The organism is Pseudomonas knackmussii B13 (assembly GCF_000689415.1).
In the GTDB taxonomy this organism is placed as follows: Bacteria; Pseudomonadota; Gammaproteobacteria; order Pseudomonadales; family Pseudomonadaceae; genus Pseudomonas; species Pseudomonas knackmussii.
Genome location: NZ_HG322950.1, coordinates 4,428,446 through 4,448,798 on the forward strand (window position 1 = coordinate 4,428,446; position 20,353 = coordinate 4,448,798).

The window sequence follows — 20,353 nt, forward strand, 5'->3', positions numbered from 1 at the left end:
GCTACGCGTGGTAACACCACCGGCTGACTCCAAGGGCAACCCCATCGCCAGGCACCTGCACGCCCCGCGAGCTTGGCGGTGCGACGCCACTCGTCGTGAACCGGCACTGTCCTTGCAGTGCCCTCCTTGCAAGGAGAACCACCTCGGAGCCCTCCCGACGAAAGGGTTGCACCTCGTCGCCTCGAAGGCGGTCCAGGCGCTCGGCCGGGCAGCCGGCCAAAACACTCAACAGCCTGCCATCACCGATGGCGAGCCCAGCAAAACCGGCCTCTGACAGGGAGAAACAGACTACCAACCGGACGTTCTGAAACCTGCGAAAGACGCGGTTGCACCTGGTTGCACCCGAGAATGCCGACGTTTATATTCTCGCCACTTTGTCGTGCCCCTTTCCAAGAACAGGTAGAACCATGGCCACCACCACCCTTGGCGTGAAACTTGACGACGCCACCCGTGAACGCCTCAAGCAAGCCGCGCAGACCATCGAGCGCACCCCGCACTGGCTGATCAAGCAGGCCATCTTCAACTACCTGGAACAGATCGAAGGGGGCCTGAACCCCGCCGCCCACGCCGGCCTGGCAGCCGCAGCCGGCGAAGAATCGCTGGAAGCGCTGAGCGAACAGGGCCTGCAGGTGTTCCTCGAGTTCGCCGAGAGCATCCTGCCGCAGTCCGTGCTGCGCGCCGCCATCACCTCGGCCTACCGCCGCCCGGAAACCGAAGCCCTGCCGATGCTGCTGGAGCAGGCGCGCCTGCCGCAGGCCCTGGCTGACGCGGCCAACAAGATGGCCCTGGGCATCGCCGAGAAGCTGCGCAACCAGAAGAGCGCCGGCGGCCGCCAGGGCCTGGTGCAGGGCCTGCTGCAGGAGTTCTCCCTGTCGTCCCAGGAAGGCGTGGCGCTGATGTGCCTGGCCGAGGCGCTGCTGCGCATCCCGGACAAGGCCACCCGCGACGCCCTGATCCGCGACAAGATCGCCAACGGCAATTGGAGCCAGCACCTGGGCCAGAGCCCGTCGATGTTCGTCAACGCCGCCTCCTGGGGCCTGCTGATCACCGGCAAGCTGGTGTCCACCCACACCGAAGCGGGCATGACCTCCTCGCTCAACCGCATCATCGGCAAGAGCGGCGAGCCGCTGATCCGCAAGGGCGTGGACATGGCCATGCGCCTGATGGGCGAGCAGTTCGTCACCGGCGAGACCATCGGTGAAGCCCTGGCCAATGCCACCACCATGGAGAGCAAGGGCTTCCGCTACTCCTACGACATGCTCGGCGAAGCCGCGCTGACCGAGGAAGACGCCAAGCGCTACCTGGCCTCCTACGAGCAGGCCATCCACGCCATCGGCAAGGCCTCCCACGGCCGCGGCATCTACGAAGGCCCGGGCATCTCCATCAAGCTCTCGGCGCTGCACCCGCGCTACAGCCGCGCGCAGTACGACCGGGTGATGGAAGAGCTGTACCCGACCCTGCTGAACCTCACGCAGATGGCCAAGCAGTACGACATCGGCCTGAACATCGACGCCGAGGAAGCCGACCGCCTGGAAATCTCCCTCGACCTGCTCGAGCGCCTGTGCTTCGAGCCGAGCCTGGCCGGCTGGAACGGCATCGGCTTCGTCATCCAGGCCTACCAGAAGCGCTGCCCGTACGTGATCGACTACGTCATCGACCTGGCCAAGCGCAGCCGCCACCGCCTGATGATCCGCCTGGTCAAGGGCGCCTACTGGGACAGCGAGATCAAGGCCGCCCAGGTCAACGGCCTGGAAGGCTACCCGGTCTACACCCGCAAGCCGTACACCGACGTCTCCTACATCGCCTGCGCGCGCAAGCTGCTGGCGGTGCCGGAAGCCATCTACCCGCAGTTCGCCACCCACAACGCCCACTCGCTGGCGGCCATCTACCAGATCGCCGGGCAGAACTACTACCCGGGCCAGTACGAGTTCCAGTGCCTGCACGGCATGGGCGAGCCCCTGTACGAGCAAGTGGTGGGCAAGGTCGCCGACGGCAAGTTCAACCGTCCGTGCCGCATCTACGCCCCGGTCGGCAGCCACGAGACGCTGCTGGCCTACCTGGTCCGCCGCCTGCTGGAAAACGGCGCCAACACCAGCTTCGTCAACCGCATCGCCGACCACAGCATCTCCCTGCAGGACCTGGTCACCGACCCGGTGCAGCAAGTCGAGAAGATGGCCGCCCAGGAAGGCACCCTCGGCCTGCCGCACCCGCGCATCCCGCTGCCGCGTGACCTGTACGGCGACGCCCGGGCCAACTCCGCCGGCCTCGACCTCGCCAACGAACACCGCCTCGGCTCGCTGAGCTCGGCGCTGCTCTCCAGCACCAACCACGCCTACGTCGCCCAGCCGGTGCTCGGCAACGACACCCCGGCGCCGCTGGCGGCCGAAGCCGTGCGCAACCCGGCCGACCACCGCGACCTCGTCGGCCAGGTGCACGAGGCCAGCGAAGCCGACGTCAAGGCCGCGCTGCTCTGCGCCCAGGCCAGCGGTCCGATCTGGCAGTCCACCCTGCCGGCCGAACGCGCCGCCGCGCTGGAGCGCGCCGCCGACCAGATGGAAGGCGAGATGCAGCAGCTGATGGGCCTGCTGGTGCGCGAGTCCGGCAAGACCTTCGCCAACGCCATCGCCGAAGTACGCGAGGCGGTGGACTTCCTGCGCTACTACGCAGCCCAGGCACGCGGCTTCGCCAACGACAGCCACCGTCCGCTGGGCCCGGTGGTGTGCATCAGCCCGTGGAACTTCCCGCTGGCGATCTTCAGCGGCCAGGTGGCCGCCGCCCTGGCCGCCGGCAACACCGTGCTGGCCAAGCCGGCCGAGCAGACCCCGCTGATCGCCGCGCAAGCCGTGCGCATCCTCATCGAAGCCGGCCTTCCGTCCGGCGTGCTGCAACTGCTGCCGGGCCGCGGCGAAACCGTCGGTGCCCGCCTGGTGGGCGACGAGCGCGTGCGCGGCGTGATGTTCACCGGCTCCACCGAGGTGGCCGGCATCCTCCAGCGCAACATCGCCGGCCGCCTGGATGCCCAGGGCCGCGCCATTCCGCTGATCGCCGAGACCGGCGGGATGAACGCCATGATCGTCGACTCCTCGGCCCTGGCCGAGCAGGTGGTGGTGGACGTGATCAACTCCGCCTTCGACAGCGCCGGCCAGCGCTGCTCGGCCCTGCGCGTGCTGTGCGTGCAGGCCGACGTGGCCGACCGCGTGGTGCAGATGCTCAAGGGCGCCATGGCCGAATACGCCATGGGCTCGCCGGAGCGCCTGAACGTCGACATCGGCCCGGTGATCGACGCCGAGGCCAAGGCCAACATCGACAAGCACATCCAGGCCATGCGCGACAAAGGCCGCAAGGTGTTCCAGGCCGCTCGCGTGAACGGCGAGGAGATCATGCGCGGCACCTTCGTCATGCCGACCCTGATCGAACTGGACAGCTTCGACGAGCTCAAGCGCGAGATCTTCGGCCCGGTGCTGCACCTGGTGCGCTACGAGCGCTCCGACCTCGACCAGCTGCTGGCGCAGATCAACGCCTCCGGCTACGGCCTGACCCTCGGCGTGCACACCCGCATCGACGAGACCATCAACCAGGTCGTCGAGGCCGCCCACGTCGGCAACCTCTACGTCAACCGCAACATCGTCGGCGCCGTGGTCGGCGTGCAGCCCTTCGGCGGCGAAGGCCTCTCCGGCACCGGCCCGAAGGCCGGCGGCCCGCTGTACCTGTACCGCCTGCTGTCGACCCGCCCGCGCGATGCGGTGGCCCAGCAACTGGCCGGCGACGCCAAGCAGGCCCTGGAGCGCCCGGCCGAGCAGGCGAAAGCCCTGCAAGCCCTGCGCGACTGGGCTGGCAAGCAGGAGCCGGAACTGGCCAAGCTGGCCGCCGAGTTCGCCGAACTGGCGCAGAGCTACAGCTGCCACGTGCTGACCGGCCCGACCGGCGAGCGCAACACCTACACCCTGCTGCCGCGCGAACGCGTGCTGAACCTTGCCGAAGAGCGCAGCGACCTGCTGGTGCAACTGGCCGCGACCCTCGCGGTGGGCAGCCTGGTCGTATGGCCGGCGTCCCAGCGCGAGCTGCGCGACAGCCTGCCGAAGGACGTGCAGAAGCGCATTGAGCTGGTCAACGACTGGACCGCCGCCGACGCCGCCTTCGACGCCATCCTCCACCACGGCGATTCCGACCAGCTGCGCGCAGTCTGCGAGCAGGCCGCCAAGCGCAAGGGCGCCATCGTCGGCGTGCACGGCCTGGCCAAGGGCGAAACCGACGTGCCGATGGAGCGCCTGCTGGTCGAGCACGCACTCAGCGTCAACACCGCCGCCGCGGGCGGCAACGCCAGCCTGATGACCATCGGCTGATGAAAAAGGCGGCGGCCCTACCCGGGCCGCCGCCGGCTCCACTCGCGCCCTTGGGCGCATACCGCGGTACACCGAAACCGGGGGCTACCCGCCCGGTACTGCGGCCCTTCCCTTCTGGCATCTACATGCCTGCGCCTGCCCACCCGGCAGGCGCCGCGACGGGGCTACCCGCCCCTAGGAGCTAGCTTCCTCGCGAACGGCTCCCTGCCGAATCGGTTCGCGAGCAAGCTCGCTCCTACAGGGTCCATCCCCGCAGCCCCCAGCTAGCGTCTGTCGAGATACTGGTACAGCTCTTCCTCCTGCTCGAAATGCAGCCGCACCAGGGTGTCCAGGCGGACCAGCAGCATCTGCACCTCGTCCAGCGGCACGGCGGCCGGGTCCTGCTGCAGGTCGTCGCGCATCCGTGCCAGCAGCAGGATCAGGCGGAAGATCTCGCGATGGCCGTAGCTGAGCGCCGACAACGGGTCTTCGCCGGCCAGGCGTGCCGACAGCAGCGGATAGAGCTTTCGCTCGTCGTCGCGCTCATGCTCGGCAAGCAGGCGCTGCAGGTCGTCGACCAGCGTGTTGAGCGCCTCCCGGGCCGCGTCCTCCGGCAACCGCGCGAACTCCCCGGCCAGTTGCTGCAGGCGCGCCAGCAGGCGTCCGAGCTGGGCGTGCTCGTCGCTCAACCGGTCGAGTTGCTCACCGCTCAGCAATTCCGCCTGCCCGCGTCGCGTTCCCAGGGCACGCAGGGCGTAGGCGATCACCGCCACGTCGATCAGCTCCTGCACTACCGCGCCAGCCAGCGCCGGCAGGAAGCCGCAAGCCGCCACCAGCATGGCCAGCAGCGACAGCCCCATGCCGGCCAGCACGCCGTGGCGGGCGATGGCGCGGGTATGGCGGGCAATATCCAGCGCCTCGACCAGGCGATCCAGGCGATCGACCAGCAGCACCACCCCGGCCGCTTCGGAGGAGGCGCTGGCGCCGGCGGCGCCCATGGCCACACCGACATCGGCCGCCGCCAGGGCCGGCGCGTCGTTGATCCCGTCGCCGACCATCAGCGTGCGACCGGCTGCCCCTCCTTCCTTCACCGCGCGTACCTTGTCCGCCGGCGACAGCCCGGCGTGCAGCTCGTCGATGCCGGCAGCCAGGGCAATCATCTCGGCGGTCTCCAGGCGGTCGCCGGTGAGCATGACGATCCGCTCGACCCCCACCGCGCGCAGGCGCCGTACCACACGTGGCGTTTCCCGGCGCACGCGGTCGGCGAACAGCAGCGCGCCGGCCAGCTCGCCGTCCACCTCGACGAAGCTGCCGCCACAGGCGGCGTAGTCCATGCGCCGCAGGATGCTCGCCGCCCAGCGCCCGGCCTCCGCCCCGGCACGGGCGAAGGACAGCGTCCCCAGGCGCACGCGATGGCCGTCGACCTGTCCGGCGAGCCCGGCGCCGGGGCTTTCCTCCACCGCCTGCGGCGCTTGCAGCGCCAACCGCTGCTGCTGCGCGGCCTGGACGATGGCCTGGGAGATCGGGTGCACCGAGGCCTGCGCCAGCGAAGCGGCCCAGGTCAGCAACTGGCCCGCGTCGCGGCTGCCGTTGACCTCCACCGACAGCAGGCGCACTTGGCCGCTGGTGAGGGTGCCGGTCTTGTCGAGATACAGCTGGCTCACTTCGGCCAGCGCCTCCAGGGTGGCGCCATCCTTGATCAGGATGCCGCGCCGGGCCGCCCGCGAGATGCCGCCGATGATGGCGATGGGTACCGCAAGAATCAGCGGACAGGGCGTAGCCACTACGAGCACCGCTAAAGCGCGCAAAGGGTCGCCACTGAACAGCCAGGCGAGTCCGGAGAGCAGCAGGGTCGCGGGGATGAACAGCAGCGCGTAACGGTCGGCCAGGCGCACGAAGGGCGCACGCGAGCTGCGTGCCGCCTCGGCCAGGCGCACCACCCCGGCATAGGTGCTTTCGGCCGCGCCCTGGGTGGCCTGCAGCTGGAGCGGCTCGCCAAGGTTGACCACCCCGCTGAGCAACGGGCTGCCCTGGCGGCGCGTCACCGGCAACGACTCGCCGGTCAGCGCCGACTCGTCGAGGCTGGCGCTGGGGCTGAGCAGGCGGCCATCGACCGGCACCACTTCGCCCAGGCGCACCAGCAACACCTGCCCGGGCCGCACCTGCTCGATGGGCACGCGGCGCAGGTCGCCGCCCTCCTCCAGCCAGGCGAAGCGCGGCGCACGGTCGACCAGCGCACGCAGCTCACGCTCGGCGCGCCGCGAGGTGTAGAACTCCAGGGTCCGCCCGCTGGCCAGCATCAGCGCCACCACCGCCGCCACCAGCCATTGCCCGAAGGCCAGGGCCGCACCTATGGCGAGCAAGGCGACCAGGTCCACTCCGGTCTCGCCCCGTAGCAGGCGCTGGACGATCTCGACGGCCAACAGCAGCGCCATCATCACCGCCCCCGAAGTCCAGCAGCCGGCGGCCAGCGACGGTTGGTCCAGGGCGTAGGCCAAGCCGCCGAGCAACAAGCCCAGCGCGGTAAGCAGCAACAGTGCCGGCTCGCGCCAGCGCAGCCAGTGGTCGAGCGATCCCCGATTCACGGAACCCACCTTTCCCGACGATGCTTCATGTCCCGCCCCAGCGATGGGCAGGCGTGCCTCATCAGACTAGGTGCAAGCGCGCATTGGCGCCGCGCCCTGGCGGGCGGTGAAGCACAAGGCGCATTCCCTCTCGCTCGAGCTGGCAACCGGAGGGTGCGGGGAAACGCCACCAGGGTCCGAGCCCGAATCGCGCCCATAAAAAAACCCGCAATGCATGCATTGCGGGTTTTTCGACGGTGCGATCGCTTACGAAACGATCTGAACCTGCTCGGCCTGCGGACCCTTGGCGCCTTGGGTCACGATGAAGCTGACGCGCTGGCCTTCGTCCAGGGTCTTGTAGCCGTTGGTTTCGATCTGACGGAAGTGAACGAATACGTCCGGACCGCTCTCAGGGGTGATGAAGCCGAAGCCTTTCTCGGCGTTGAACCACTTGACGGTACCGTTTTGGCGATTTGCCATGATGTGTTTCTCCAAAGTAGGAATTGCCCAGCCGTATGGACTGTAGATGACTGAATGCAAAGTGAAGGGATACCGTGGAGATGGAATTCGAAATCGAGCATCAAGACGGGCCGCTAAACAGAGCAGGCAGGCGAGCAGGATACAGGGTCGGCGGCGGTTTGTAAGCCTCTGCAGTAAATTGAAGGGCATTCGGATAGGCGGTCGGCGCCTTTCGAGTCGTTACGACGAGCGCCAGCAGGGCCCGAGCACGCCGGCGACGCCGGGACGTCATGGCGCGCTTCCCTGCTCGGGACTCCCCGCTGGCGCGGCCGTCTCGGCGAAGCGCCGGCGCAGTTCGGCGAAGGCCTCCAGGCGCGCCTGCAACGCCCCGTGCACGGTGCCGGCGGGGAAGCGCCCGTCGGCGTCGGCGACCCCGGCCTCCAGCCCGGTGAGCAGCTCCATGGCCTGCTCGGCGTGTTCCACGGCGTAGATGTGGAAGCGCCCCTCGGCCACTGCATCCAGCAAGCTTCGCTGCAGCATCAGGTGACAGACGTTGCCCTGCGGAATGATCACACCCTGGCTGCCGGTCAGGCCACGCGCCGCGCAGAGGTCGAAGAAACCCTCGATCTTCTCGTTGACCCCACCTATCACCTGCAGCCGCCCGTGCTGGTCCACCGAGCCGGTGATCGCGAGGTCCTGGCGCAGCGGCAACTCGCCGAGCGCCGACTGCAGCACGCAGAGCTCGGCGGCCGAGGCGCTGTCGCCGTCCACCCCGCCGTAGGACTGCTCGAACACCAGGGTTGCGGCGAAGGACAGCGGCTGGCGCCCGCCAAAGCGGCTGGCCAGGCAGGCGGAGAGGATCAGCACGCCCTTGGAGTGCAGCGCGCCGCCCAGTTCCACCTCGCGCTCGATGTCGATCAGCTTGCCGTCGCCCAGGCGCGCGGTAGCGGTGATCCGCGCCGGTTGGCCGAAGGTCTGCCCGCCCAGCTGCAGCACCGACAGCCCGTTGATCTGCGCCACCCGCTTGCCGTCGGTCTCGATGTGCCGCAGGTCGCGCAGGGTCGCCTCCAGTTGGCGCTCGCGGATCTGCCCGGCGCGTTGCCGGCGTTCCTGTACGGCGCGCTCGACGTCCTCGCGGCGGATCAGCTCCTGGCGGCCTTCGCCGGCCCAGTAGTCGGCCTCGTGCAGCAGGTCGAGCAGCGCCTGCATGTTCAGGGTCATCTTCTCCCCGTCGTCGGCGGTCCGAGCCGCTTCCTCGATCAGTCGGCCGATGGCGGCGGTCTCCAGCACGCGCAGGCGCTCGCGGCGCTGCAGCGTGGCCAGCAGGCGGGCATAGAGACGCGCGCTGTCGGCGCTGCGCGGCATGTCCTCGGCGAAATCGGCCTGGACCTTGAACAGCAGCGGGAACTCCGGGTCCAGCTGGGTCAGCAGGTGATGCAGCAGGCGATCGCCGATCAGCACCACCTTGACCCGCAGCGGGATCGGGTCCGGTTCCAGTGAGATGGTGCTGGCCAGGCTGAGCAACTGTTCCGGTGACTGGATGCGCAGCTCGCCGGCCTGCAGGGCGCGCTTGAGCGCATCCCAGGCGAAAGGGGTAAGCAGCAGCTTGCGCGCATCGAGCAGCAGGTAGCCGCCGTTGGCACGGTGCAGCGCGCCCCCCTTGATCAGGGTGAAGTCAGTGTGCAGCGTGCCCATCATCGCCTGGTGCTCGATGCGCCCGAAGAGGTTCTGGTAGCTCGGGAAGTCCTCGTAGACCAGCGGGGCATCATCGCTGGCGCCGTTATCCACCAGCACGTTGACGAAGTAACGATTGAACGGCGTCAGCCGCTGGTGATCGAGCATCCGCTCGGCCGGCGCCGAGCCGAACAGCTCCAGGCCCTTCTCGATCATGTCGCGCTTGACCTCGTCGAGGTACAGCGCCACTTGCTCCAGGTGAGCGTACTGGCCGGCCAGGTGGTTGAACTGACGGTCCACGGTGGCACGCGCCACCGCCTGGTTCAGCTGCTCGATCTGCAGGTCGTGGTCGCGGCTGGCCTGGGCGACCTGCTGCACGGTCTGGCGCAGCAGCTGGCTGATCTGCTCGGTGTGCTCGTCGATCTGCCGCCGCTCGCTCTCGGGCAGCTTGCCGAAGGCTTCGGCGTCCATCACCTCGCCGTCCTTGGTCGGCGCCAGGGTGAAGCCCGCCGGGGTGCGCAGCAGCACGATGCCGGCCTCCTTGGCCGCCGCCTCGACATCGCCGAACAGCTGATCCTCGCGGTTCTTGAACTTGTCCTTGATGCCCTGCACGGCGCTGCGGTACTCGGCGCTGTCGAATGCCGCCGGCAGTGCCACGATCAAGCGCCGCACCAGCGCCCGCAGGTCGCCGTCGAGGTTGCACCCGGTGCCTGCCGGCAGGCGCAGCACGCGCGGCTTGTGCGGGGTGCGGAAGTTGTTGACATAGCACCAGTCGTTCGGTGCCTCCAGCAAGGGCGCCTGGCGGCCGAGCAGCTGGCGCACGATGGCATGCTTGCCCAGCCCCGGCGAGCCCATCACATAGAGGTTGTAGCCCTCGTGGCGGATGCCGATGCCGAAGCGCAGGGCGCCGAGCGCGCGCTCCTGGCCAAGACCGCCGTCGAGGTCGGCGAGATCGGCGCTGCTGGCGCAGCCCAGCGCCTCCAGGTCGCAGGCCTGGTAGAGCTGCGGGACGGTCAATTCGGGATGCGGCGGCACGGTGCAACTCCTCGGTGCGGGACCTTCGCGGGGGCGAGCACTCCTAGAGTTAAGTCCAAGCCCTGCGGCCAGCCATGGCCGGCCGGCGCCCTCCGACGAGCCGCATCAGGCCAGGCGTGGGAGCAGGTAGCCGACCAGGTCGTCCAGCCGTTCGAAACGCCAGTAGTCCTCCTCGGGGATGCTGACGCCCAGGCGCTGGTGCAGCAGCGTCAGGAAGCGCAGCCAGTCCATCGAGTCCAGGTCGACTTCCTCGCGCAGGACCCGGTCGCCCCGCAAGGTCGCCGGATCGATCTCCGGCGCGACCGTCTTCAGGGCCTGCAGCACCTCGGCACGGATCGCCGCCTCGTCCATCTCTCACCTCCTCACAGGTCGCCGGGATGCTTCAGCAGGCGGTGTATCCCGGCCAGGAAACGTCCGCCGTAGTGGCCGTCGCTTACCCGGTGGTCCGCCGCCAGGCTCGCGTTGACCTGCGGCCGCACGCACAGCTCGCCGCCATCGACCCAGGGCCTTTCGGCGATGCGGCCGAAGCCAACCAGCGCCACCTGCGGCGGATAGATCACGCCGAACACGCTCTCCGCCCCCTGGTCGCCGAGCAGGGTGACGGTCAGTCCCGCTCCCTCGAGCTCGGAGCTTCGCAACGAGCCGGCGCGAGCCCTTTGAACGAGATCGACGAAATCGTCCATCAGGGTCGGCAGGTCCTTGTCCGCGACCGCATGCAGGGTCGGCGCCACCAGCCCGCCCTGGCGCAACGCGATGGCGACGCCCAGGTGAATGCCGTCGGCCGGGTGGAAGGCGCCGTCGCGCCAGCTGCCGTTGAGCTGCGGGTAGTCGCGCAGCGCCAGCGCCACCGCCTTGAGCAGGGCCACCGCCGGCAACAGGCGGCGTTCCGGGGGCAGCGGCGCGTTGTACGCCTGCAGCCAAGCCAGCAGCGGCCCGAGGTCCAGGCTTTCCATCAGGTAATAGTGCGGAATCTCGCGCTTGGAGCGGCTCATCGCGCTGGCGATGGCCTGGCGCATGGCGGCGTTGCGATCGACCGCCGCGACCGGCCGGGCCGCCTCGACGTCACTAAGAGTCACCGCGCCCTGCGGTCCGGTACCGCGCAAGTTCGCGACGTCGAGGCCCAACTCGGCGGCCCGCAGGCGCGCCGCCGGGGATATCCGCGGACGGGTGCTGGCCGGCGCGCCGGGAATCGCCCCGGGTGACGGCGCCTCCGCCGCCACGGCCGGACCTGCCCGCCGCGCGTGGCGCTGCGCGTTGGCCGCCGTCTCGCCGGCTTCCAGCAGGGTCGCCAGCAGGGTGCCGACCGGCACCTTGTTCCCCGGCTCGACCAGCAACTCGAAGACCTCGCCGGCCTGCCAGCACTCCACGTCCACCGCCGCCTTGGCGGTGTCCACCACGGCCACCACCTGGCCCCGCTCGACCTTGTCGCCGGGGCGCACCTTCCACTCCAGCAAGGTCCCCTCGTCCATGTCGGCGCCCAGCGATGGCAGGTTGAATTCGATCATCCCAGCAACCCCCTGGCCGCCGCGACTATGCCGGGCACCTGCGGCAAGGCCGCGTCTTCGAGGTGCTTGGCGTAGGGGATCGGCACCTCCGCGCTGCAAAGCCGCGCCGGCGGCGCATCCAGCTCATAGAAGCCCTGCTCGGTGAGGCGCGCGAGGATCTCGGCGGACAGCCCGCCACTGCGCCAGGCCTCGTCGACCACCAGCACCCGCCGCGTCTTGCGCAGCGAAGCCAGCAGCGTGGCGTCGTCCAGCGGGCGCAGTACGCGCAGGTCGATGACCTCGGCGGAAATGCCCTCCTGCGCCAGTTGCTCGGCGGCGGCCAGGGCCTTGTGCAGCGTGCCGCCGTAGGCGATGAGGGTCAGGTCGCTGCCCTCGCGGCGAACCTTCGCCGAACGGATGTCCACCGGCGCGTCGGCATCCAGCTCGCCCTCCAGGTTGTAGAGCTGGGCATGCTCGAAGATCAGCACCGGATCGGGGTCCTGCAGCGCCGGCCAGAGCATGCCGCGAGCGTCCTCCAGGGTGGCCGGGGCAAGAATCTTCAGCCCGGGAATATGCGCCAGCCAGCCCTCCAGGCTGTGCGAGTGCTGCGCCGCCAGTTGCCGCCCCGCGCCCGTGGCCATGCGCAGGACCAGGGGCACCGAGAACTGGCCGCCGGACATGTGCCGCAGGGTGGCCGCGGTGTTCACCAGCGGGTCCAGCGCCAGCAGGCTGAAATTCACCGTCATGACTTCGACGATCGGCCGCATGCCGCCCAGCGCCGCGCCTATGCCGGCGCCGACGAAGGTCAGCTCGGAGAGCGGGGTGTCGCGGATGCGCGCTTCGCCGAATTCCTCGAGCAGGCCCTTGGACACCGCATAGCTGCCGCCGTAGCGGCCGACGTCCTCGCCCATCAGGAACACCCGCTCATCGCGCAGCAGGGCTTCGCGAAGCGCCTCGCGCAGGGCCTCGCGGTAGGTGGTGTGGCTCATGGCGCGCCCTCCCCGGTGTAGACATCCCGCGCCAGCGTCTCCACCGGTTCCAGGGTGCCGGCCTCGGCGTAGGCGACGGCCGCCTCCACCTCCCGCTCGACCTCGGCGAGCAGCGCGCCGGCGGCGCCCTCGTCCAGCATGCCTTCGGCGAGCAGTTGCGCGCGGTAGGCCGGAATCGGGTCGCGCAGCTTCCAGCGCTCGACCTCGGCCTTGTCGCGGTAGAGCTCGGGGTCGAACATCGAATGCGCACGGAAGCGGTAGGTCCTGAACTCGAGGAAGTACGGCCCCGCCCCGGAGCGCACCCACTCCACCGCCCGCCGACTGGCCTCGTGCACGGCCAGCACATCCATGCCGTCCACCGCCTGCGCCTGCATTTTGTAGGCGCTGGCCTTGGCGCACAGGTCGGTCTGCGACTGCGAGCGAACCAGCGCGGTGCCCATCGCGTAGAGGTTGTTTTCGCAGCAGAACAGCATCGGCAACTGCCAGAGCGCCGCCAGGTTCATGGTTTCGTGGAAAGCCCCTTCGGCCATCGCCCCCTCGCCGAAGAAGCAGGCGACCAGGCGCTTGCCGCCCTGCAGCCGCTCGGCCAGGGCCAGCCCCGCCGCCAGCGGCAGGCCGCCGCCGACGATGGCGTTGCCGCCGAAGAAGCGCGTGGCCGCGTCGAACAGGTGCATGGACCCGCCGCGCCCGCGGGAGCAGCCCTCCTGGCGACCGAACATCTCCGCCATGATGGCGTCCATCGGCACGCCCTTGAGCAGCGCATGGCCGTGCTCGCGGTAGGTGGCCACCAGCGCATCGTCCGCCGCCAGGGCGCGCAGGGCGCCGACCGCCACCGCCTCCTCGCCGATGTACAGGTGCAGGAAGCCGCGAATCTTCTGCTGCCCGTAGAGTTCCGCGGCGCGCTCCTCCAGGCGGCGGATGCGCAGCATGTCGCGCAGCAGGCCGACGGCGAATGCCGGCGACGGTGGCGATGGCTGTCCGTTCATAGCGGATTCTCCAGGGTCGAGGTGTCGCCTTCCGGCAGGCCCAGCTCGCGCGCCTTGAGCAGGCGGCGCAGGGTCTTGCCGCTGCGGGTGTGCGGCAGGCTGGGGAGGAAGTCCAGCTCCTTGGGCGCCACGGCGGCGCCCAGGCGAAGCCGCGCATGCCCGAGCAGTTCGTCACGCAGCGCATCGCCGGGGGAGAAGCCGGGGTTCAGGGCGACGAACGCCTTGACCCGTTCCCCGAGCAATTCGTCAGGCTTGCCGATCACCGCCGCGTCGGCCACCGCCGGATGCTCCAGCAGCGCGCTCTCGACCTCGAAAGGACCGATCAGGTGGCCGGCGGACTTGATGACGTCGTCGCTGCGGCCGACGAACCAGTAGTAGCCATCGACGTCGCGGCGGGCCAGGTCGCCGCTGAGGTACCAGTCGCCGACGAAGCAGCGCCGGTAGCGCTCCTCCTGGCCGAGGTAGGTGCGGAACATGCCAGGCCAGGGCTGCCCCAGCGCCAGTTCGCCGAGCTGGTCGTCGCCGAGGCGCTCCAGGCTGCCGTCGCCCTTCACCCGCACGATGGCCGCCTCGATGCCCGGCAGCGGCTTGCCCATGGAGCCGGGCTTGATCGGCATGGCCAGGGTGTTGGCGATCATGATCCCGCCGGTTTCCGTCTGCCACCAGTTGTCGTGGATGGGCAGGCCCAGCACGTCCTGGCCCCACCACACCGCCTCCGGGTTCAGCGGCTCGCCCACGCTGGCGACGAAGCGCAGCTGCGGGAAGCGGTGGCGCCGCGCCAGTTCAGGCCCGGCCCGCATCAGCATGCGGATCGCCGTCGGCGCCGTGTACCAGACGCTGACCCGCTCGCGTTCGAGGGTCGCGTACCAGCGCGCCGCATCGAAGTCGCCGGCGTCGACGAGGCTGGTCACGCCGAGCATCAGCGGGGCGAGGATGCCGTAGGAAGTGCCGGTGACCCAGCCCGGATCGGCGGTGCACCAGTAGATGTCGTCCGGGTGCAGGTCCAGCGCGTACTTGCCGGTGATGTAGTGCATCAGCGCCGCGCCGTGCACGTGCAGCGCGCCCTTCGGCGTACCGGTGGTGCCGCTGGTGAAATGCAGCAGCGATGGGGTGTCCTCGTCGCAGGGCACGACCGCGAAGTCCTCCGATGCCTCGTCTAGTAGCGGCTGCAGGTCGAGAGTGCCGTCCTGGGGGGGCGGTTCGCCCTCGCCGCCGTAGACCAGCACTCGTTCGAGCGTCGGCAGGCGCCCGCGCAGCCCCGCCACCTTGCGCCGGTAGAGGCTGCGGCTGGTCACCAGCAGGCGGCACTCGCCCAGGCGCAGGCGGGTTTCCAGGGGCTCGGGGCCGAAGGCGGCGAACAGCGGCGTGACCACGCAGCCGTTCTTCAAGGCACCCAGCACGGCGAGGTACAGCTCGAGGCCCCGCTCGCAGAGAACGAACACCCGGTCGCCCCGCGAAAGCCCGAGGCGCAGCAGCACATTGGCGAAACGGTTGCTCAGGCGACTCAGCTCGGCGTAGCTGACCTCGCGGCGCCCACCGGCGCGGGCCAGGAGGCACAGCGCGACGTGCTCGCGCCACGCGCCCTGGGCGTGGCGGTCGACCGCCTCATGGGCCAGGTTCAGGCCGCCGCCAGGCAGCCGCGCCAACTCGCGCGCGGCGATCTCCCAGGAAAACCCGGCGGCGGCTTCGGCGTCATCCGGCCAGTTGGGTTTCACCGGCATCGCCTCGGGATGCTTGTCGATGGTAGCCGGACGCATCGTTCACCTCCGGGCGCGCTTGGCACAGGAGAGTCCAGGGCCGCTTTCGAGTCAGGCTAGCCCCGTGCCGGAGGGCCGGTTTGATCCCGATCAAGCAATCGCGGTCCCCTTGCGGTTCGACGCCGGCCGGCTTTGCGCTAGCATCCGGACAATTCGCCCGCCTCGCGCGGCGCCTGCCGATTCCCGCCCCGGAGCCCCTGCCATGAGCCCATCCACCCCCGACAGCCACGACCTGTTGCTGGTGATCGACGTCCAGAACGATTTCTGCGCCGGCGGCGCCCTGGCCGTGCCCGACGCGGACGCCGTGGTGCCGGTGATCAACCGCCTCGCCGAGCGCTTCTCGCATGTGGTGCTGACCCAGGACTGGCACCCGGCCGACCACCAGAGCTTCGCCGCCAACCACCCCGGCCGGCAGCCGTTCGACAGCCTGAGCCTGGCCTATGGCGAGCAGACCCTGTGGCCCGTGCACTGCGTGCAGGGCACCGCCGGCGCGGCCTTCCATCCGCAACTGGCGCTGACGAAGGCCGAGCTGGTCCTGCGCAAGGGCTACCGCAGCGCCATCGACTCCTACTCGGCCTTCTACGAGAACGACCGCCGCACCCCCACCGGCCTGGCCGGCTACCTGCGCGAACGCGGCATCCGGCGCCTGTTCCTCGTCGGACTGGCAACCGACTACTGCGTGCTGTATTCAGCCCTGGACGCCCGCCGGGAAGGTTTCGAGGCCGTGCTGCTGCTCGACGCTTGCCGCGGCCTGGACCTGGACGGTTCGCTGGCGAAAGCCGTGCAGGCAATGCGCGAAGCCGGCGTGGAGATTCGCGACAACCTCTGAGCGCGCCGCTCAGGGCCTGCCGACCAGCCGGTCGGCCTCGGCCGCCAGCAGGTGCAGCGCCTCGGACTCGTGCACCGGATAGGCGGCCGGGTCGAGGCTGCAGAGGGCCGCGGGCAGGCTGTCCAGCTGCAATCGGGTATAGGCACGAACCTCCTCCAGCGACGGCGATGGGTGCAGGCGCCGGCCATGGCGCATCACCGGCTTGATCAAGGCCACGCCCGGTGCCGTGTCGCCTTCCAGGGTGAGAACGTCGCCGCAACAGCAGCCATCGTCGTCGTACTGGCGATAAACCTGCTTGCGCCCCGGCCAGGTGGCCTTGCCCTCGGAGCGCTTGCGCCGCGGCAGCCCGGCGTATTCCTGCAGCTTGTAGGCGCAGTCCAGCGCCGGCACGTCGGCCGAGGTGTCCAGCTTGGTGCCCACGCCATAGCCGTCTATGGGAGCACCCTTCGCCTGCAGGTCGCGCAGCAGGTATTCGTCGACGCTGCCGCTGGCGAAGATGGTGACTTCATTCAGGCCGCCGGTATCGAGGATGGCGCGGACCTTGCGCGCATGCTCGCCGAGGTCGCCGCTGTCGATACGCACGCCCTGCACGCGGATGCCGGCCGCCGCCAGGCGCGGCGCCAGGTCCACTACCCGCGCGGCGCCGGCCTCGGTGTCGTAGGTGTCGATCAGCAGCACCACCGAGCCCGGCAGGCTGTTGGCGAAATGCTCGAAGGCCGCGACCTCGTCGACGTGCGCCTGGATGAACGAATGCGCCATGGTCCCGGCGAGCGGAATGCCGAACTGCGCACCGGCCAGCACCGTGGCCGTGGCCGAGAAGCCCGCCAGGTAACAGGCCCGCGAGGCGAGCAGCCCGGCCTCGGCGCCATGCGCCCGGCGCAGGCCGAAATCCACCAGGCGCTTGCCCGGCGCCTGCAGCACCACGCGGGCGGCCTTGCCGGCGATCAGCGACTGGAAGTGCAGCAGGTTGACCAGCCGCGACTCCGCCAGCTGCGCCTCCGGCAGCGGCGCGGTGACCCGCAGGATCGGCTCGTTGGCGAAGAAGGGCGTGCCCTCGGCCATGGCATGCACCTCGCCGGTGAAGCGCAGGCCGGCCAGGTAGTCGATGAACGCCGCCTTGAACATCCGCTGGGCGGACAGCCATTCCAGCTCGGCCTCGGAGAACTGCAGCTGCTCCAGGTAGTCCAGCGCCTGCTCAAGCCCGGCGGCCAGGTAGAAGTTGCGGCACGCCGGCAGCTTGCGGGCGAAGAACTCGAACACCGCGGTGTCGAACATGCCCCGGTCGAAATACGCCTGCAGCATGGTCAGCTGGTAGAGGTCCGTCAGCAGCGCGCCGGGTAAGGCGAGCTGGGGCCGTTGCAGGGTCATGGCGGAGTTCCTCGCTGATACAGGCATCCGGAAGTTCCATCAGACGCCCTCGCACAGGCCCCGGCTCTGATGCAGATCAAGTCGTCGGCGGCGGATCGGCCCAGCATCGGGAAACACCCCAGGCAGGAGGTGCCCCATGTCCGCTTCGTCCCCGCCCTTGCGGCTGTTCCTCGGCGGCGACCTGATGACCGCCCGCGGCATCGACCAGGTCTTGCCGCATCCCGGCGACCCGCAGCTCTACGAAGCCTACGTCAAGGATGCCAACCGCTACGTGGAACTGGCCGAGCGGCGCAACGGCCCCATCGCCCGTCCGGTGGATTTCGCCTACGTCTGGGGCGTGGCGTTGCAGGCCATCGCCCGGCACCGCGCGGACGTCCGCCTGGTCAACCTGGAGACCGCCGTGACCCGGCGCGGCTGGCCGCAGCCCAAGGGCATCAACTACCGGATGCATCCGGACAACCTCCCGGTGCTGCGCAGCGCATGCATCGACTGTTGCAGCCTGGCCAACAACCATGTGCTCGACTGGGGCGAGGAAGGCCTTCTGGACACCCTGTCCGGGCTCGACCAGGCGGGCGTGCGCCACGCCGGCGCCGGCATCGACCGCGGCAGCGCCGAGGCGCCCGCGGTCCTGCCCGTGGCTGGCGGCCGCCTGCTGGTGTTCGCCTTCGCCACCGGCGATTGCGGCGTACCGGCGAGTTGGAGCGCCGGCGAGGGTCGCGCCGGCATCGCCCGCCTGGCCGACCTCTCTTCGTCGACCGTGGCGCGCATCGCCAGTCACATCGACGCGTTCCGCCAACCGGGTGACCGCGTGCTGGTCTCGCTGCACTGGGGCGGCAACTGGGAGTTCCCCGTCGCCCCGGAGCAGACCCGCTTCGCCCACGCGCTGATCGACGAAGCCGGGGCGGACCTGGTCCACGGCCACTCCTCGCACCACGTCAAGGCCCTGGAGGTCTACCGCGAGCGCCTGATCCTGTATGGCTGCGGCGACCTGCTGGACGACTACGAAGGCATCGGCGGGCATGAGCGCTACCGCAGCGACCTCGGCCTGCTGTACTTCCCCGAACTGGACGCCGCGGGCCGCCTGCTGTCGCTGGCGCTCTGCCCCACGCTGCAATGCCGGCTGAGCCTGCAGGCCGCCGTCGAGACGGACCGGGCCTGGCTGCTCGATACCCTCAACCGCCTGTGCCTGCCCTTCGGCTGCTGGTTGCGCGGGGACGACGCCGGCGAACTGCACCTGCACTGGCACTGACCGGCCAGCGCTTCAGCCCTGCAGCGACGGCGGGCCTTCCGGCGGCTCCTTCTCCGGCAGCTCGGTCAGGGTCGCCTCGGTGAGCAGCAGCACGCTGGCGACCGACACGGCGTTCTCCAGGGCGACGCGCACCACCTTGGTCGGGTCGATGATGCCGGCCTCGTACATGTCCACGTACTGGTTGTTCGATGCATCGAAGCCGCGATCGCCCTCCTCGGCGAGCATTCGCGCGACCACCACGCCGGCATCCACCGCGGAGTTCTCGGCGATGGTCCGCGCCGGCGCCTCCAGGGCGCGGCGCAGGATCTGCAGGCCGGTCCGCTCGTCGCCCTGGCAATTCGCTTCCTCCTCGGCGATGGCCTTGACCGCGCGCAGCAGGGCCAGCCCACCGCCGGGCACCAGGCCCTCGGCGATGGCCGCCTTGGTCGCCGCGATGGCATCGTCGAGGGCGTCCTTGCGGGTCTTCATCTCCGCCTCGGTGGGCGCGCCGACACGCACCACCGCGACGCCGCCGGACAGCTTGGCCAGCCGCTCGCGCAGCTTCTCCTGGTCGTATTCGCTGGTGCTGCGCTCCAGTTGCGCGCGGATCTGCTGGAGGCGCGCCTCGATGGCCGGGCGCTCGCCGGCGCCACCGATCAGCGTGGTGCTCTCGCGGTCCACCACCACCCGCTGCACGCGCCCCAGCTGGCTCAGGTCGACCTGCTCCAGGCGGATGCCGAGGTCGCTGGAAATCACCTGGGCGCCGGTGAGCACGGCGATGTCCTGCAGCAGCTCCTTGCGCCGGTCGCCGAACCCCGGCGCCTTCACCGCCACTGCGCGGAGGATGCCGCGGATCTGGTTGACGATCAGCGTCGCCAGCGCCTCGCCCTCGATGTCCTCGGCGATGAACAGCAGCGGCCGGCCGCTCTTGGCGACCTGCTCCAGCAGCGGGATCAGGTCCTTGAGCAGGCCGATCTTCTGGTCGCTCAGCAGCAGGTAGGCGTCCTCGAGGACGGCCTGCATCTTGTCGGTGTCGGTGATGAAGTACGGCGACACGTAGCCCCGGTCGAAGCGCATGCCCTCGACCACTTCCACCACCGTCTCGGTGGTCTTGGACTCTTCCACGCTGATCACGCCCTCGCTGCCGACCTTCTCCAGGGCGTCGGCCACCAGCTCGCCGATGGCGTTGTCGTTGTGCGCCGAGATGCTGGCGATCTGGACCTTTTCCTTGCGGCTGCTCACCGGCCGCGACTGCGCCTTCAGCGACGCCACCGCCCGCTGCAGGCCGCGGTCGAGGCCGCGCTTGATGTCGATGGCGCTGGCCCCGGCGACCACGTTGCGGATGCCGTCGGCGAGGATCGCATGGGCGAGCACCGTCGCCGTGCTGGTGCCGTCGCCCACCGCCTCGCCGGTGCGCTCGGCGGCCTGGCAGAGCATCTGCGCGCCGAGGTTCTCTTCCGGGTCCTCGAGGTCGACCTGCTTGGCAATCGTCACCCCGTCGTTGCACACCACCGGAGTGCCCCAGCCACGGCGGATCAGGACGGACTTGGAGCGCGGCCCCAGGGTGACCCGCACCGCATCGGCCAGCTGCGTCGCGCCGCGCAGCACCTTCTCGCGCGCCTGGCTGCCGAACAGGAGTTTGCTATGTGCCATTTCCC

The 20,353-nt window shown here is 69.9% G+C and carries 13 protein-coding genes; 3 read left to right on the forward strand and 10 right to left on the reverse strand.

Features of this window, described 5'->3' with window-relative positions; translation table 11 throughout:
• Positions 1-407 precede the first annotated feature (407 nt).
• Positions 408-4,343 carry a trifunctional transcriptional regulator/proline dehydrogenase/L-glutamate gamma-semialdehyde dehydrogenase gene (gene putA / locus PKB_RS20805; RefSeq protein ID WP_043254123.1) on the forward strand — a complete coding sequence of 1,312 codons (3,936 nt, stop codon included), beginning with the start codon at positions 408-410 and terminating at the stop codon, positions 4,341-4,343.
• 263 nt (positions 4,344-4,606) lie between these two features.
• Here the strand turns inward: putA and PKB_RS20810 are convergent, their stop codons facing one another.
• The 8 genes from PKB_RS20810 to acsA all read right to left on the reverse strand — a co-directional run bounded on the left by PKB_RS20810 (position 4,607) and on the right by acsA (position 15,270).
• Entirely contained in the window at positions 4,607-6,907 is a 2,301-nt protein-coding gene (locus PKB_RS20810) for a heavy metal translocating P-type ATPase (protein ID WP_242411181.1), read from the reverse strand.
• A gap of 246 nt (positions 6,908-7,153) precedes the next feature.
• Entirely contained in the window at positions 7,154-7,366 is a 213-nt protein-coding gene (locus PKB_RS20815) for a cold-shock protein (protein ID WP_043254125.1), read from the reverse strand.
• Positions 7,367-7,633: 267 nt separating this feature from the next.
• Positions 7,634-10,054: a Lon protease family protein gene (locus PKB_RS20820; protein WP_043254128.1), complete on the reverse strand. Its 2,421-nt coding sequence runs from the start codon at positions 10,052-10,054 to the stop codon at positions 7,634-7,636.
• Positions 10,055-10,159: 105 nt separating this feature from the next.
• On the reverse strand, positions 10,160-10,405 hold the full coding sequence (locus PKB_RS20825; RefSeq protein ID WP_043254129.1) for an acyl carrier protein: 246 nt from the start codon (positions 10,403-10,405) through the stop codon (positions 10,160-10,162).
• 11 nt (positions 10,406-10,416) lie between these two features.
• Positions 10,417-11,559, reverse strand: a complete 1,143-nt coding sequence (locus PKB_RS20830; RefSeq protein WP_043254131.1) for a dihydrolipoamide acetyltransferase family protein — start codon at positions 11,557-11,559, stop codon at positions 10,417-10,419.
• On the reverse strand, positions 11,556-12,527 hold the full coding sequence (locus PKB_RS20835) for an alpha-ketoacid dehydrogenase subunit beta (protein ID WP_043254133.1): 972 nt from the start codon (positions 12,525-12,527) through the stop codon (positions 11,556-11,558). The genes PKB_RS20830 and PKB_RS20835 overlap by 4 nt, the downstream gene beginning before the upstream one ends.
• Entirely contained in the window at positions 12,524-13,513 is a 990-nt protein-coding gene (gene pdhA, locus PKB_RS20840) for a pyruvate dehydrogenase (acetyl-transferring) E1 component subunit alpha (RefSeq protein WP_043254135.1), read from the reverse strand. Before pdhA ends, PKB_RS20835 begins: the two co-directional genes overlap by 4 nt.
• Entirely contained in the window at positions 13,510-15,270 is a 1,761-nt protein-coding gene (acsA, locus tag PKB_RS20845; RefSeq protein WP_043254137.1) for an acetate--CoA ligase, read from the reverse strand. Before acsA ends, pdhA begins: the two co-directional genes overlap by 4 nt.
• A 202-nt stretch (positions 15,271-15,472) precedes the next feature.
• Between acsA and pncA the strand changes: the two genes are divergently transcribed.
• Positions 15,473-16,099: a bifunctional nicotinamidase/pyrazinamidase gene (pncA, locus tag PKB_RS20850; RefSeq protein WP_043254138.1), complete on the forward strand. Its 627-nt coding sequence runs from the start codon at positions 15,473-15,475 to the stop codon at positions 16,097-16,099.
• A 9-nt stretch (positions 16,100-16,108) separates the two neighbouring features.
• Here the strand turns inward: pncA and PKB_RS20855 are convergent, their stop codons facing one another.
• On the reverse strand, positions 16,109-17,467 hold the full coding sequence (locus PKB_RS20855) for a nicotinate phosphoribosyltransferase (RefSeq protein ID WP_043254140.1): 1,359 nt from the start codon (positions 17,465-17,467) through the stop codon (positions 16,109-16,111).
• Between the two features lie 136 nt (positions 17,468-17,603).
• Here PKB_RS20855 and PKB_RS20860 point away from each other — a divergent pair, with 136 nt between their 5' ends.
• Positions 17,604-18,716 carry a CapA family protein gene (locus PKB_RS20860; protein ID WP_043254142.1) on the forward strand — a complete coding sequence of 371 codons (1,113 nt, stop codon included), beginning with the start codon at positions 17,604-17,606 and terminating at the stop codon, positions 18,714-18,716.
• A 12-nt stretch (positions 18,717-18,728) separates the two neighbouring features.
• On the opposite strand, the gene groL is transcribed toward PKB_RS20860, so the two are convergent.
• Positions 18,729-20,348 carry a chaperonin GroEL gene (gene groL / locus PKB_RS20865; protein ID WP_043254145.1) on the reverse strand — a complete coding sequence of 540 codons (1,620 nt, stop codon included), beginning with the start codon at positions 20,346-20,348 and terminating at the stop codon, positions 18,729-18,731.
• Positions 20,349-20,353: the final 5 nt, after the last annotated feature.